Consider the following 14923-nt stretch of genomic DNA (forward strand, 5'->3'; position numbering starts at 1 on the left):
ATTATTTTCACTCTTTATTGGATGAAACTTCATTGAATGGCGGCACCAGACTTGGCTGGAAGCGATTATGCTGCATCACCGGCATCTGCTTACGTATTTTTTGCAGGCCATTAGCCTCGACCCTCACTTTCAGGGCAGAAACGTTATCTGGATTCTCGATTAATACCTTGCCCCAAGCGTCAACGGCCATCGAATGACCCCAGGTTCGACGGGTTAACCCATGGCTGCCAACCTGTGCCGGCGCCAATATCATACATTGGTTCTCAATAGCCCGCGCCCGCAGTAACACTTCCCAGTGAGCTTCACCGGTAACCCGGGTAAATGCCGCCGGAACGGAAATAATTTCCGCCCCTTGCGCGCGCAACGCCTGGAATAACCCAGGGAAACGCAAATCGTAACAAATGGTCATGCCCAAACGCCCAACCGGCGTATCGACTACGGTTAGATGCTCTCCCGGCTGATAGGTATCAGACTCACGATAGTGTCCGTGTGTATCATTGATATCCACATCGAACATATGAATTTTGTCGTAGCGCGCCTGCAATTCACCCTGATCGTCAAACAGCAGGCTGCTCGTGGTAATGCGATCCGGAGACTCACGGCTAATCATCGGCATCGAGCCAACCAGCAGCCAGACGCCGTAACGGCGCGCCATTTCACGGATGGCCTGCTGTAACGGGCCATCATTGTGACGCTCGGCCTGTTTACGATAAGCCGCAGAATCGGCAAATAACAGCGCATTTTCTGGCGTCATCACCAATTTAATGCCCGAATTCAACTGCTTAATCTGTTGCTCTATCTGAGCTAGGTTAGAACGGGTTTGCTCACCGCTACAAAGCTGTAAAAGTGCAACATTGGCATTTTTCATGGTGCCTTATTCTCCTTTAGCTGGCGTAACACCTCATGGATATCCGGCTGATCCAGACTACCGGTTATCTGATATCGAATCAGAGATATTTTACTCCACAACGGCCCGAGCACTTTGGTGGCCGCAAAAACCGCCGCCCCAATCACCGGGTTAATCACAAATGCCGTAGCCACACCGACGGTCGCGGATATTTCCGGCGTAATAACGGCTTCCATGTTGATTTGGCGTTTCACCAAATCAACACTGCCGTTCATGGCGATATCTGCCGCCAGACCGTCGATCAAAAGATCGTTAGTATGCACCACGCCAGATTTCACGCTGGCGGTGCCGCGAATCGAATCAAAGGCAAAGTCACGGCTGAAGGTATCGCTGAAATCCAGCTGTAGTTTACGCAACAATGCGTCGAAGCTGACCAGCCGCAGCAGTTGCCCGGCGCGGCCTCCGCCCAGATTCACCATGGCACCTTTGCTTAGTTTGGCGCTCAAATTGCCATTAAGGGTTTCAATTCGCGGCTGCCAAGGCACGCCCTGCCACGCCAGCGTTGCGTTGCCGTCAAAAGGTGCATCTTTGAGCGGCGTGCTAATACCGAAGAATGACAGAGTGTCATCGATTTTACTGCCAGAAACCTTCATCCTAACCGACGTGTTATTGCCTTCCGCACTTTGCTGCCATTCGCCGTTAACCGCCATGTGAGCCTTAGCGACCTCAATCAGGCCATTCTTAAGACTTAACACTTTGTTGTTATGGGAGATATCGGCGCTCACTTTGCCAATATTCTGCCCCATAACCCAGCATTCTTGACAGCGAAGCTGCAACGCTGGCCAATCGCGGAACGAAACATCATGACTTAGTGGAGAATCTTGCAACGCCGCTTTTGACAAAGGTTTATCAACATCTTGCGCCGTCCACTGCGGGTTGTAGTAGAGATAGCGAATATCTGCCCGCCACGGCCCGCTGCTGGCTACGCGCACGCTGCCATCCACTTCGCGCCCTTTGGCGCTAATATTTGTCCCATTCAGCTGCGGCTCAATCCGCAGGGTCAGATTATGCCAAGCCTGGCCGCCCAGCAGCAGTTCTGGCGTTTGTAGCTCAATGCGAGAAGGTAATGTGAACTGGCTCTGGCTGGCAGATTTTTTACCGATCATGGATGACGCCTGCGGAGAGGCTGATGCTAGCGCAGGGCCAATTAGCGCCAGCCAACGTTCCCCATCCAAAGGGGGCAAATTCACCACCAACCCTTTTTCAGCAGGTAATGGCGGGACTTTTTTGCTGTCGGTTTGCCAGACCGCTTTACTCAATTCGACTTTCTGATCTTTTAACAACCATTGACTGTTAAAATGATTCGTTCCTGCCGCTGAACCAGAAAGCGTGAATCCATTGAGGCCACCTTTGGCCTGAACGCTCACCGGCAAAGATTCACCGCCTTGAGTATCTAGCGGCGGCGGTAAGCGACTGCTCACTTTCTTTAGGTCTGCGTTGACATCTACCAGATAACTTGGCTCCCCGTGCTTCGGCAACTGCACCGCAACTTTGCCCTGCCAACCGAAGCTACCCTTCAGCTGTTTGGCTATTTCAGCGGGAATCTCGGTGATTTTGGCTGGAATCCAGTCACCGCGCAGGTTAACCCCAACCTGAAAGTTGTCTTTTTGCTCTTCCGTGGTGAAATTTACCGTCAGCGGCTGACCAAACCAGTTAGCCGATATTTCATCGCTCGACAGATTGCCATCGCTAAAGCGGAATTTACCGCTGACATTTTCCAACTGACTTTGCAGTGGCTTAATCAATAAACTGTTGTTGTGCAGCGTCACTTCACCGGTAGCGTGCGTGATATTGCCTTCTACCAAGGGAATATCCAGATGTAAGCGCCCACTTACACCCCCACCAACCTGGAGTTCATCCAATGCACTCCCCACGGAATCATGTAGCGGCGTATCGTTAAAGTAATCATGAACATCCGAGCCTAGCCCCGCTACCTGCGCATCAACAAACAGGCGTTCTTTCAGATAATCAGGAATATTGGCGCTGATATTGGTGCCGGTGACGTTCCCCAGCATTGCCCGCGGTGCATTCATCCACAGGCCGTCATTGAGGAAATTCAGGTCGATAGCCAGATTTTCCAGCGCTGGCCATTCCGGTTGGAACTGGAAGGTCGCATTACGCAACGGAACATAAACCTGGAATTGACCCTCGTTATGGGTATAAGGGAAATAATGTGGATTACCGTTATAGACCAACGTGGCGTTATCCACCTGCCCGCCCTGAATCGCGCCGGTCAGATAATCCACCAACGCTTTCCCCATCAAAGGCTGAGGGAAGTAACGCCAGGCATCTGCGCCGTCATACAGGCGGATACCGGCCAGAATATTCAGCCACGGCTGGCCTTTTTCCGGCTGTTGATAACGGAAACTACCGTTTGCCCACAAAGACTTGGCTTTTACATCCAGCTTATCGCTCCACAGCTCCCAGCCTTTATCATCCATGCGCCAGTCAATGTCGCCCTGAGCGCTGCTGACTTCCAGCGGTGCGCCAAACATGTCACCGTAAGGCAAAATGCTGTCGTGCAGATTTACCGCCAGACGCCCATGGCTGACGGAACCGCTCAATGTGCCAGAGAAATGATTCACGCCCGGTAAGAGTTCCCAATGCTGCCAGCTGACATCTTGCCATTTAGCCTGAAAACGGGTCAATTCTGGCTGTTTTAGAGGAATATCCAGCGCCAGCGCATTCAAATGCCCCTGCGGTTTTAAATCTCCCCAACGGGCCAGTAAATCCGGGGTAAACAAAGAAATGGTCGGTAACAGCGGCCCAATTCGCTCTAACTGAAGGTCTTTGGCACGAAGGCGTAATTCTTCCGGCTGATCCGGGCCCAGCAGTTTATTATTTTCCGGCAACCACAGCGCCGACAGGCTCCCTTGCGGCCACGCCTGGCCGTCAGTGGTTAAATTCAGCTGTGGGGCATCAATCTGCCAGCCATTTCCCTGACGACGCGCGTCCACTACCAGTTGATCGACAGCGAGCTGATGGGGTTCACCTTGAGTAGTCCAAGCGGCTTGCCCTTGTTTTAGCAGCACATTCCCACTGTAAATATCGCCGCCTTTGAGCGTCAGCCAAGCTGCCAGACTAAATTCGGCGCTGTCTAATCCGGTATTATTATGCAACCAGCGGCTGATCCAAGGCTTCACGTCAATATTATCAGCCTGCATATATACAGTGCCGTTATTCAGAATGCCCTGATCGTCGTGTAAATCCATCCGTACCTGAACCACGCCGTGCTGGCCATTAATCGTCGATAGGCTGATCTGCCCTTCGGCGCGATGGCGGTTACGCGAGTTAAGCCAGGTTAACTGAGGAATTTCCAGCTCGGCGCTGGAACCAGAAGGGGTAAGAAATGAAATGCGGCTGTTACGCAGATCGAAATGATCCAACTGACGCAGAAAAATATCGGTGAAGTGGCTGGATTCAAAAGAACGGTTCTGATCACCCGGATTAATCAGCGGACGATCCAAATCCAGCTGTAGCTGATGGAACGTCATATCCCGTAGCTGCCAGCGCCAGTGCAGCAAAGATTGCCAGACATCCAGCGCTAGCGTGATGCGCTGAACCTGCAATTTGGTATCAGGCAACTGGGCGCGCAGATCCCGTACTTCCAGCGTCGGGCCAAAAGTTTCCCAACTGCCTTGAATAAAACCAATTTCCAGCGGAATTCCGCTGACGGCCTGAATCTTAGCCTGTAGCTGCGCACGATAGTCGTTGAGCTGCGGCAACATCAAACGAAGCCCACTCACCAACAATGCCACCACAACAATCATTGTGGCGCCTGTCGCTAACAAAATCCTGGGCAGTCGCCTCACGCATCTCTCCTTGCTTCCCGCTGCAAGGGGCGCAGCGGAAATTTATTACATCATCACCACGTCAAACTGCTCTTGGCTGTAGAGCGGTTCAATTTGAACTTTTACCTGCTTACCGACGAAAATTTCCACTTCGGCCAGCGCATGGGATTCTTCGCTCTTCAGCGCTTCCCCTACCGCAGGTGAGGCATAGACCAGGAATCTGTCGGTATCATAGGCATGGTGAACCCGCACGATTTCTCGCAGGATTTCATAGCATACCGTTTCGACGGATTTGACCGTGCCGCGACCGTGACAAGTAGGACAATCATTACACAGCACGTGCTCAATACTTTCGCGGGTGCGCTTGCGGGTCATCTCCACTAATCCTAGCTGAGAGAAACCGTTAATACTGGTTTTCACTCGATCTTTGCTCAGCGCCTGCTCTAATGAGTGTAATACACGGCGACGGTGCTCTTCATTACTCATATCAATAAAATCAATGATGATTATCCCACCGAGGTTACGCATTCGCAGCTGGCGAGCAATGGCCTGAGTGGCTTCGATATTAGTATTGAAAATGGTTTCATCGAGGTTACGGTGGCCGACAAATGCCCCAGTGTTGATATCGATGGTGGTCATAGCTTCAGTTTGGTCGATAATCAGGTAACCACCAGATTTCAATTCAACTTTACGCTCCAGAGAACGTTGAATCTCGTTTTCTACATCATACAGATCGAAAATAGGTTGTTTGCCGGAATAGTGCTCCAGCTTATTGGTCATTTCTGGAATATATTCGCGGGTAAATTCGATCAGTTGCTCATAGGTCTGGCGGGAATCGACCCGAATGCGATCCAAGGCCGCGCCCGCAAAATCCCGTAGAATTCGCTGCGCCAGAGCCATTTCGCCGTACAGTTTGCATTTAGTTTTATCACGTTTTTTACGCAGCTGTACTTTGGCCCACAGACGTTTTAAAAACGCCGCGTCCGCGGATAACTCTTCTTCACCAATACCTTCGGCGGCGGTACGGATAATAAATCCGCCCTGCTCATCGCAATAGCTGGCCACTGTATTTTTCAGACGATCGCGCTCAGCTTCGCTTTCAATACGCTGAGACACACCAACGTGCGCCGCTCCGGGCATCAACACCAGATAACGAGAAGGCAGCGTGATATCCGTAGTCAGGCGCGCGCCTTTGGTGCCCAGCGGATCTTTGACCACCTGCACCATGAGATCCTGCCCCTGACGTACCAGTTCAGCGATATCACGTACATTGAAATTCTTTTGCTCATCCCCAGCCACGCATTCGGTGTGGGGCATAATGTCTGAAGCATGAAGGAAAGCCGCCTTATCCAGGCCTATATCGACAAAAGCCGCCTGCATTCCAGGCAAAACCCGGCTAACGCGACCTTTGTAAATGTTACCGACGATGCCTCTTTTCGCTTCACGCTCAATGTGAATTTCCTGCAGGATGCCACCGTCGATGTAGGCAACCCGCGTTTCAGACGGTGTAATATTGACCAGTAATTCAGCTGTCATGTATTCCTCTCACATCACGTAGCGCGAAAAAATGACTCAGTAGTTCATGGGTTTCTACCAACGGCAGGCCGACAACGGCGTGATAACTGCCTTTAATCGCCCTGACGAAACAACCACCCTTGCCCTGAATACCGTAAGCGCCCGCTTTGTCCATCGGTTCACCGGTAGCAATATAGTCACTGATTTCTTGTTGAGATAACACGCGGAATGTCACATCTGTCACGACCATTGTGCCGAGTAAATCCTGTTTATCGGCTAATGCAACGGCGGTCATCACCTGATGCTGCTGCCCGGACAACGCACCCAACATTTGCGCGGCATGAACAGCATCTCGCGGTTTTTCCAAAACCTGTCCATTAAGCACCACAATGGTATCGGCACCGAGTACCGGTAAATCCCACTCGGCAACCGCCACTCCGGCGCGCGCTTTATCTTCAGCCAAACGTCGGACATAGTCCTCGGCGGCTTCCCCCGGATTACGCTGTTCCTCCACTTCCGTTTTCAGTATTTCAAACGGTAAATCGAGAAGCGCGAGCAGTTCACGCCGACGGGGAGAACCTGAGGCCAGATAAAGGGCTGTCATTGGAAAAATCCTTATTGCACCGCAAACTTACGGCGAATCTTACGCATTAATAAGAATAGCCACGGCCATAAGATACCGTTAATTAAACTACTCCAGAAAACTTCAGGTCGGAACGAAACGTTAATCACTAAGAATTCTGACCAGAACACCACAACATCCATCGTTAGCGACAGAAGCATCACGATTAATGCCTGCTGCCACAGCGCCATATTGCGGAATAACTGAAACTTAAAGGCCACCAGATAGGCAATGATGCTCAATGCCAACGCACGCACGCCAAGAGTTGAACCTAAAATCAGATCCAAAATCAGGCCGAGAATAAAGCCGCTGCCAACGTTAACCCGATGAGGCAATGCCATAACCCAGTAAATCAGGATCAACGTCAGCCATGACGGGCGGAACATATAAATTTCTTTTGGCCACGGCATCACCTGTAGCACCATTGCAATCAGGAATGATAGCCAGATAACCCAGCGCCCATTACTGGTGTAACGGTTCATGGCGTCGCCCTTACCGCTGGCGCGTTCGCCGGAGGCGGATTCAAACTGGCTGGTGCCGGTGGGCCGACCATTTCGCTGGCGCTTGGCAATACCTGAGGCATCATCTGCATCAGACGCTCATTAGCCACCCGATGTACTTCATTCGGCGGCAACGGCAAATCGCCATTGCGATCCGCGCCCCACAGCAACAGCAAATAACGCAGACGCTGTAAATCGGCCATTGGACGAGCCTGAATAACGGTATAGGCGCGCTGATTATCGACTTTAACCGAAGAAACCACCGCCACCGGATAACCTTCTGGGAAACGTCCACCGAGGCCAGATGTCACCAAAACATCACCAACACGAATATCAGTATTGCTTGGCAAATGTTCGAGCAATAAGTCGTCGCTACAGCCGCCACCGGCAGCAATAACGCGAATGTCATTACGCAAGACTTGAATCGGTAGCGCGTGGGACGCATCGCATATCAACAGCACGCGGCTGGTGAATTTGCTGACCGCCACTACCTGCCCGACCACGCCTTTATCACTGATCACCGGCTGGCCTTCATACACGCCATTATCGGTGCCCTTATCGATCACCACCTGATCGCTATAAGGATCGGTGCCGCTGGAAATAACCTGCGTCACCATTTTTTGTTCGTCCTGACGCAGCGGAGAGCCGAGTAACTCGCGCAGACGTGAGTTTTCCTGCTTAAACTGGCCAAGCAACTGTAGATCGGTATTTTTAAGCAACAGTTCCTGACGTAACGCACGATTTTCCAGCTCAAGCTGTTGGCGCGTTGCGATGGTTTCTGAAACGCTGTCTAAAACTTTACGTGGCCCATTGGCCAGAAAATAGAAGGGGCTAACTGCGGTGTCCATATAGGTACGAATTTTAACGAACGTACCGAGCCGGCTATCGACAATAACCAGCGCAATGGCTGCAAGAACGGCGAAGAAAAGTCGCAGTTGCAGGGATGGACCCCGGCTAAAAATCGGCTTCATAAATTATGCGTATTCCTCGACAACAAAAAGGAGGCACTAAACCTGATGATGCAATACCTTCATCCGATCCAGCCCTCCTTTTTTGGCTGACTATTCTTCGCTGAACAAATCGCCGCCATGCATGTCGATCATTTCCAACGCTTTGCCACCGCCGCGAGCTACGCAGGTCAGAGGGTCTTCTGCAACCACAACCGGAATGCCTGTTTCTTCCATTAACAAACGATCCAGATTACGCAGCAATGCGCCGCCGCCGGTTAACACCATGCCGCGTTCGGAGATATCGGAGGCCAATTCTGGTGGACACTGTTCCAGAGCAACCATAACCGCGCTAACGATGCCGGTCAGTGGCTCTTGCAGAGCTTCCAGAATCTCGTTGGAATTCAGAGTAAAGCCGCGCGGAACACCTTCTGCCAGGTTACGGCCACGGACTTCGATTTCCAGCACTTCATCACCCGGATACGCCGAGCCGATGCTGTGCTTGATACGTTCAGCCGTTGCTTCACCGATCAGAGAGCCATAGTTACGACGCACATAATTAATGATCGCTTCATCAAAGCGGTCACCACCGATGCGTACAGAAGAGGAGTAAACCACACCGTTCAGTGAGATCACCGCCACTTCCGTAGTACCGCCACCGATATCCACAACCATTGAACCGGTTGCCTCGGAAACCGGCAGGCCAGCACCGATTGCAGCCGCCATTGGCTCTTCAATCAGGAACACTTCGCGAGCACCGGCACCCTGGGCTGATTCACGAATTGCACGACGTTCTACCTGGGTAGCACCGACTGGCACACACACCAATACGCGCGGACTTGGGCGCATAAAGCTGTTGCTATGAACCTGTTTGATAAAATGCTGAAGCATTTTTTCGGTCACGAAGAAATCGGCGATAACGCCGTCTTTCATCGGGCGAATCGCGGCGATATTGCCAGGAGTACGCCCCAGCATCTGCTTGGCATCATGACCCACAGCTGCAACGCTTTTGGGGGAACCGGCACGATCCTGGCGAATAGCAACCACCGAGGGTTCATTCAGTACGATGCCTTGTCCTTTTACATAAATCAGGGTATTGGCGGTACCCAAGTCGATGGACAAGTCGTTGGAAAACATGCCACGAAATTTCTTAAACATAACGAAAGGATAATCCTGCAAGCTGGGGGCGAAAAATAAAATCCGCCTACTTTACCAACCACACGGAGCAGCGACAAGGCGCAAAAACGTCCTACTCCGGTGAAAAAGTGGCTACGTTATTCCAATCAAGTTCCGCTGAATAAGGTATATGCACTAAAACCCTTGAATAAAGGCTCATTATACCCCCCAGTCGACGCGTCGAACGGTGTAACACAGCACATAAAATCTAACATTTAACCTGATTTACCGCCGGAAGTAAGTGCCTACCAACGGTCTACGGAAATGGCTGGGACATTCTACGTTAATTTTTGCTCAACGATCAGGCTAAACATGGCCCTGTTACGAATATTTTTTCTGCTCTGGGTTCAAAAGCATCGGCGCAGCAAAAAAATTGCCCTGTCCGCCATAAACCCCTTTCTGTAGCAGCGTTTCCCATTCTTCCCTGGTCACCACTTCTGCGGCAAAAACTTTAACATTCGTACCGGCACAGGCACCAGTAAGACTTTGCACAAATAGCTGATTTTCAAGGCGGACATCAATACTTCTTACCAATCCCGGATGTAACTTAATCATTTCCACCCGTAAAGACTTAATATATGAGGTACTGACCACCGTCAATCCGGCCTGCGAAACCATCAATCTACAACCTAACCCTAACAACAATCGAATCACAGGGCGTAGGGCCTCAATATGTTGGCAGACATCCGCCTCAGCCAGCTCAAAGATAATCCGCTGACGGTAACTTTTCCGGCACTGTAATAAGGTATCCCGTAGCCAACGCTTAAAGGAACGTTGCAATAATGAATCAACGCTTATGGAAAATGCCAGCGTTTCATCCGGCCACAGCGCCAACAAAGGAATTATCCGACCTATTTTCTGTCGATCATAACGTTCGGCCAACCCGAGCAAACGTACCAACGGAGTAAACTCCGCCGCTATCAGCTCTTGTTCGCCATCAAATATCCGGCTGATGATTTCACGGTGATGAATTTTTCCATCACAGGTAATGACCGGTTTCTGATACAACCTAGGGCCACCGTTAACCAGCGTTTTTTCCAGCAATGTTCGCCACTTAACGCTACCGCGTCCTTTCTCCGGCACCTGATTGTCATAGACATACCAGCTATTGCCTCCATACAACGCCGCATTTTTGGTAGCTTGTCCAGCATTATCCATAATTTGTTCCGCCGCCTGCCCGTGGCGATAGGCCACGATACCAATATTGAGCAAAGCGTCGCGATCGATAATCTGCGGCGCTGGCATGGCACCCGCCACATGAACCAACTGTGCCGCCATCACATCGGCGTCTTTCAGAGTTTTATGCGGTAATAAAATGGCAAAATCGCTGTTGGCGTAGTGAGCTAGCAGTGCGGAAGGATAACGGTCGACAAAAGTGGAAAGCAGATTCACCATCGAATGCATCAATTCCTGCACCCGTGATTTGTCGTAAACCTCACTTAACGCATCAAAATCGGGTAAGTGCACCATCATCACTACGCCGTGGGCACCGGGTTCTTCAAGCTGGGTAGTCAGCTGATTATCAAAAAACAGCGCGTTATTCAGGCCGGTTTTAGCGTCCTGTGCGGCATAGGAGCGAATCAAAGTATCCAATTGGCTGCGTTCTTCACGCATTTCCGCCAAATCCAGCAGCAAACGGTCGAGAGCATGGCTGGCATAAGGCGGCCACTCATGAGTTTCACCGCGCAGTACATTCTCACGCTCGCCGTTGAGAATACGTCGCGCTCGGTTCTCCAGTTGCTCCTCACCTGCCGTTTGTTCCCGCAGCCAGCGAAAACTTAAAAACAGAATGACCGCAATCATCGCCACCGCCAACGACAAAATCACCGCTGCATACATTGAACGAGTGTAACTGGTGAGCGGATCGATATAAGTCAGGCGCATCGAACTGCCGGGCTGCTGTAATAATGGAAGAGACAGTTCGCGATAGCCGCTATTGGTATCCCAGGCGGTATAAGTAGGAAGGACTTTCAGATAAAACAATTGATGCTGCGAATTTTCAACGCTGATTTCAACCACGCCAATAGCGCCCATCATCAACGGCAACCAGCTACGCGGAACTTCAGGTGGATCGGTTAGTAAGGATTGATCGTACGCGGTCACGATAGTATTAAGGCGATGTTCCATTTTTTTCTGGCATAAGTAGAAAAAACTGAACGTACTCCCTAACAACATTAAACACATGGCCAATACGACCAGTAATGCCATAAACGCAGAAAGTTTGGTTGTAAATCGCATCCCTCAGCCTTGCCTACCGCAGTTAAATGGAAAGTATTCCTCACTCCTTTAGGGCAGGTACTATATGATAAAACCGACCACGGACGCTGGTTTTTTAATGTTTTATACGACAAAAACGCAATTTTTTACGAAATTCGCATCCATTGCCTCATCCTTACCCTGCATAAAGCATAGTCACTGATATAAGCATCGAGGCCAAATTTGTCCTCGGTCAGCCTTCGAACTTGATGTTTCCGGTATAGTCACCCAACCTGATGAATACGAAATTTTCGATCGTTATTAGTCGATCGTTCGTTATTAGTCGATCATTGTTAACGGCACTTCTTAGGGAGCCTCTAATGCGCGCACTGTTACTCGAACAGCACGATGGCAAAACCTTGGCCAACGTCCGTGATATTTCACCGGAACAACTGCCTGCGGGTGAAGTCACGGTTGATGTCAGTTGGTCTAGCCTGAACTACAAAGATGCACTGGCGATCACCGGTAAAGGCAAAATCATTCGTCAGTTCCCTATGGTGCCAGGCATTGATTTCGCCGGAACCGTTCACAGCAGCGAAGATCCGCGTTTTCACATTGGCCAGCGGGTATTGCTGACCGGCTGGGGCGTAGGCGAAAACCATTGGGGCGGGCTGGCAGAACAGGCGCGAGTACAGGGTGAATGGCTGGTTCCGCTCCCCGCAGGTTTGGATGCGCGCAAAGCGATGATTATCGGTACCGCCGGTTTCACTGCGATGCTGTGCGTGATGGCGCTGGAAGAAGGCGGAGTCACACCAGAAAGCGGCGAAATTGTGGTGACCGGTGCCAGCGGCGGCGTGGGCAGTACTGCGATTGCTCTGCTTTCAGCTCTGGGCTATCAGGTAGCCGCTATCAGTGGCCGTGAAGCGAATAACGACTATTTACTGTCACTCGGAGCCAAACGGGTTCTGCCGCGTAGCGATTTCAGCGATGCATCTCGTCCGTTGGAAAAACAGCTATGGGCTGGCGCTATTGATACCGTCGGCGACACTTTACTAGCCAAGGTGCTGGCACAGATGAACTATAACTCTACCGTCGCCGCCTGCGGTCTGGCCGGGGGTTATAAACTGCCAACCACGGTAATGCCTTTTATCCTGCGCAACGTGCGTTTACAAGGTGTAGATTCTGTCATGACACCGCAACCGCGCCGTCGGGCTGCCTGGGAGCGTCTGTTGAAAACGTTGCCAGAAAGCTTCTATCAACAGGCTGGACGTGAAATTACGCTAGAACAGGCTCCTGCGGTAGCAGCCGAACTGATGGAAAATCAGGTTACTGGCCGAACCTTGGTTAAAGTTCGCTAATTAGCCCATTAAAATAGAGTCATTTCATTGGGCGGATGTTTCGTTCGCCCAATCTCAGAAATTTCATATTTTCTGCTAACCTCTCGCTTTTACAGCCTTTTCACACCATGCTTTATTCCATTACGGTCAGTATGACTTTCTCTGCCCGATGGAGTAATCACATGAGCAAACAACGCAAATTAACCGAATCTGACGTCACGCCGGAAAGCGTGTTTTATCAACGCCGTAAGGTGCTGCAAGCGCTGGGTATTACCGCCGCCAGTCTGGCATTGCCGGTTTCGGCTCAGGCTGACCTACTGTCTTGGTTTAAAGGTAAAGATCAGCCCAAGGCACCGGCAGGCAAGCCGCTCACCTTCAGTAAGCCACCAGCCTATCATCCTGACTGGGAACTGACGCCGGAAGACAAAGTGACTGGCTACAACAACTTCTACGAATTCGGTCTGGATAAAGCTGACCCGGCCGCTAACGCCGGTGGATTAAAAACCGGCGATTGGCAGATTCGTATCGATGGTGACGTCGCCAAACCAATGACGTTGAGCATCGACGATTTGCTCAAACGCTTCCCGCTGGAAGAACGCATTTATCGTATGCGCTGCGTGGAAGCCTGGTCGATGGTGGTGCCTTGGATCGGTTTCGAGCTAGGAAAACTGCTAAAGCTAGTCGAACCCACCAGCAACGCGCGCTATGTGGCATTCCAAACCTTGTACGATCCGGATCAGATGCCGGGACAGAAAGATCGCTTTGTGGGCGGCGGGTTGAAATATCCCTATGTAGAAGGTTTGCGATTAGATGAAGCGATGCATCCGCTGGCCTTTATGACACTGGGCGTGTACGGCAAAACGTTACCACCACAGAACGGCGCGCCGCTGCGTCTGATCACGCCGTGGAAATACGGTTTTAAAGGCATTAAATCTATCGTTCATATTCGACTCACTCGCGAACAGCCGCCAACGACCTGGAATCTCAGCGCGCCGAACGAGTACGGTTTCTACGCTAACGTGAATCCCAATGTGGATCATCCGCGCTGGTCGCAGGCTACCGAACGCTTTATCGGTTCCGGCGGGATTTTAGACGTTAAGCGCCAGCCAACCCTGCTATTTAACGGCTATGCCGATCAGGTGGCTTCGCTATATCGCGGCATGGATTTGCGGGAGAATTTTTAATGCGTCTGAGCCTGAAACAGGTCAAAGGGTTGAAAGTAGCAATCTGGCTGGCCGCCTCATTGCCCTTCTTCTGGCTAATTTTATCCGTCGATCAGGGCTGGTTCAGCGCCGATCCGTCCAAAGACATTCAGCATTTTACCGGGCGCATGACTCTCAAGCTGCTGCTGGCCACCCTGTTGGTGACACCGCTGGCTCGCTATGGCAAGCAGCCGTTGCTGATGCGCTGTCGCCGCCTGTTGGGAGTATGGTGTTTTGCCTGGGGAACCCTGCATTTAGCCAGTTATTCAGTGCTAGAGCTGGGGCTGTCCAATATCGGTTTGCTGGGGAAAGAATTAGTTACCCGCCCCTATTTAACTTTAGGTATTATTAGCTGGCTATTACTGTTCGCACTAGCAGTTACATCGACACAGTGGGCACAGAGAAAAATGGGACCTAACTGGCAAAAATTGCATAATTTCGTTTATCTCATCGCCATCCTGGCACCGATTCACTATCTTTGGTCGGTCAAAACTTTATCACCCTTGCCGATAATTTACGCAATCGCAGCAATTATTTTGTTAGCACTGCGTTATAAAAAATTTCGCCAATGGTGCCGCTAAATGCTGGGACTTCACCCTCTTCTACCCCAGATAATCCGTTAGGCTTTGTATAGTTCACCATGTTTCTTATTGAATATCTTCGCTGATAAGACCAGTATTTAGCTGCTAATTGCTACGATATCATTATAATGCTCCACCTTAGTTCCGAT

The 14923-nt window shown here is 50.9% G+C and carries 11 protein-coding genes; 3 read left to right on the plus strand and 8 right to left on the minus strand.

The window, feature by feature from the left end; genetic code table 11:
• Window positions 1-7: 7 nt before the first annotated feature.
• The 8 genes from nit1 to csrD form a co-directional block, all read right to left on the minus strand.
• Entirely contained in the window at window positions 8-868 is an 861-nt protein-coding gene (nit1, locus tag PL78_RS10725) for a deaminated glutathione amidase (protein ID WP_064515421.1), read from the minus strand.
• Window positions 865-4719 (minus strand): AsmA2 domain-containing protein YhdP, encoded by a 3855-nt coding sequence (gene yhdP, locus PL78_RS10730; RefSeq protein WP_071925584.1) that lies wholly within the window; start codon window positions 4717-4719, stop codon window positions 865-867. Before yhdP ends, nit1 begins: the two co-directional genes overlap by 4 nt.
• 45 nt (window positions 4720-4764) lie before the next feature.
• Window positions 4765-6234, minus strand: a complete 1470-nt coding sequence (gene rng, locus PL78_RS10735; RefSeq protein ID WP_064515425.1) for a ribonuclease G — start codon at window positions 6232-6234, stop codon at window positions 4765-4767.
• Window positions 6224-6817, minus strand: coding sequence for a Maf family protein (locus PL78_RS10740; RefSeq protein WP_064515427.1), 594 nt, complete (start codon window positions 6815-6817; stop codon window positions 6224-6226). Before PL78_RS10740 ends, rng begins: the two co-directional genes overlap by 11 nt.
• 11 nt (window positions 6818-6828) lie before the next feature.
• Entirely contained in the window at window positions 6829-7317 is a 489-nt protein-coding gene (gene mreD, locus PL78_RS10745; RefSeq protein ID WP_049597977.1) for a rod shape-determining protein MreD, read from the minus strand.
• Window positions 7314-8306, minus strand: coding sequence for a rod shape-determining protein MreC (gene mreC / locus PL78_RS10750; protein ID WP_049597978.1), 993 nt, complete (start codon window positions 8304-8306; stop codon window positions 7314-7316). Before mreC ends, mreD begins: the two co-directional genes overlap by 4 nt.
• 90 nt (window positions 8307-8396) lie before the next feature.
• A complete protein-coding gene (gene mreB / locus PL78_RS10755; RefSeq protein WP_002228205.1) occupies window positions 8397-9440 on the minus strand; it encodes a rod shape-determining protein MreB in 1044 nt (347 codons plus the stop codon).
• Window positions 9441-9779: 339 nt separating this feature from the next.
• The gene (gene csrD, locus PL78_RS10760) at window positions 9780-11696 is read right to left on the minus strand and encodes an RNase E specificity factor CsrD (RefSeq protein ID WP_064515429.1); all 1917 of its coding nucleotides are present in this window, start codon (window positions 11694-11696) and stop codon (window positions 9780-9782) included.
• Between the two features lie 338 nt (window positions 11697-12034).
• On the opposite strand from csrD, the gene acuI reads away from it, so the two are divergent.
• The 3 genes from acuI (at window position 12035) to msrQ (ending at window position 14774) form a co-directional block, all read left to right on the plus strand.
• Complete coding sequence (acuI, locus tag PL78_RS10765) at window positions 12035-13012, plus strand: acrylyl-CoA reductase (NADPH) (protein ID WP_064515431.1); 978 nt, start codon at window positions 12035-12037, stop codon at window positions 13010-13012.
• A gap of 161 nt (window positions 13013-13173) precedes the next feature.
• Window positions 13174-14175, plus strand: coding sequence for a protein-methionine-sulfoxide reductase catalytic subunit MsrP (gene msrP / locus PL78_RS10770; protein WP_064515433.1), 1002 nt, complete (start codon window positions 13174-13176; stop codon window positions 14173-14175).
• Complete coding sequence (msrQ, locus tag PL78_RS10775; protein WP_064515435.1) at window positions 14175-14774, plus strand: protein-methionine-sulfoxide reductase heme-binding subunit MsrQ; 600 nt, start codon at window positions 14175-14177, stop codon at window positions 14772-14774. Before msrP ends, msrQ begins: the two co-directional genes overlap by 1 nt.
• Window positions 14775-14923 lie beyond the last annotated feature (149 nt).

Origin of the sequence: Yersinia entomophaga, from assembly GCF_001656035.1 — a bacterium.
GTDB lineage: Bacteria > Pseudomonadota > Gammaproteobacteria > Enterobacterales > Enterobacteriaceae > Yersinia > Yersinia entomophaga.

Excerpts from the sequence above, each read along its gene's own strand:
- nit1 (WP_064515421.1), bottom strand. The coding sequence starts at position 868 with ATGAAAAATGCCAATGTTGCACTTTTACAGCTTTGTAGCGGTGAGCAA.
- rng (WP_064515425.1), bottom strand. The coding sequence starts at position 6,234 with ATGACAGCTGAATTACTGGTCAATATTACACCGTCTGAAACGCGGGTT.
- PL78_RS10740 (WP_064515427.1), bottom strand. The coding sequence starts at position 6,817 with ATGACAGCCCTTTATCTGGCCTCAGGTTCTCCCCGTCGGCGTGAACTG.
- mreD (WP_049597977.1), bottom strand. The coding sequence starts at position 7,317 with ATGAACCGTTACACCAGTAATGGGCGCTGGGTTATCTGGCTATCATTC.
- mreC (WP_049597978.1), bottom strand. The coding sequence starts at position 8,306 with ATGAAGCCGATTTTTAGCCGGGGTCCATCCCTGCAACTGCGACTTTTC.
- mreB (WP_002228205.1), bottom strand. The coding sequence starts at position 9,440 with ATGTTTAAGAAATTTCGTGGCATGTTTTCCAACGACTTGTCCATCGAC.
- csrD (WP_064515429.1), bottom strand. The coding sequence starts at position 11,696 with ATGCGATTTACAACCAAACTTTCTGCGTTTATGGCATTACTGGTCGTA.
- acuI (WP_064515431.1), top strand. The coding sequence starts at position 12,035 with ATGCGCGCACTGTTACTCGAACAGCACGATGGCAAAACCTTGGCCAAC.
- msrP (WP_064515433.1), top strand. The coding sequence starts at position 13,174 with ATGAGCAAACAACGCAAATTAACCGAATCTGACGTCACGCCGGAAAGC.
- msrQ (WP_064515435.1), top strand. The coding sequence starts at position 14,175 with ATGCGTCTGAGCCTGAAACAGGTCAAAGGGTTGAAAGTAGCAATCTGG.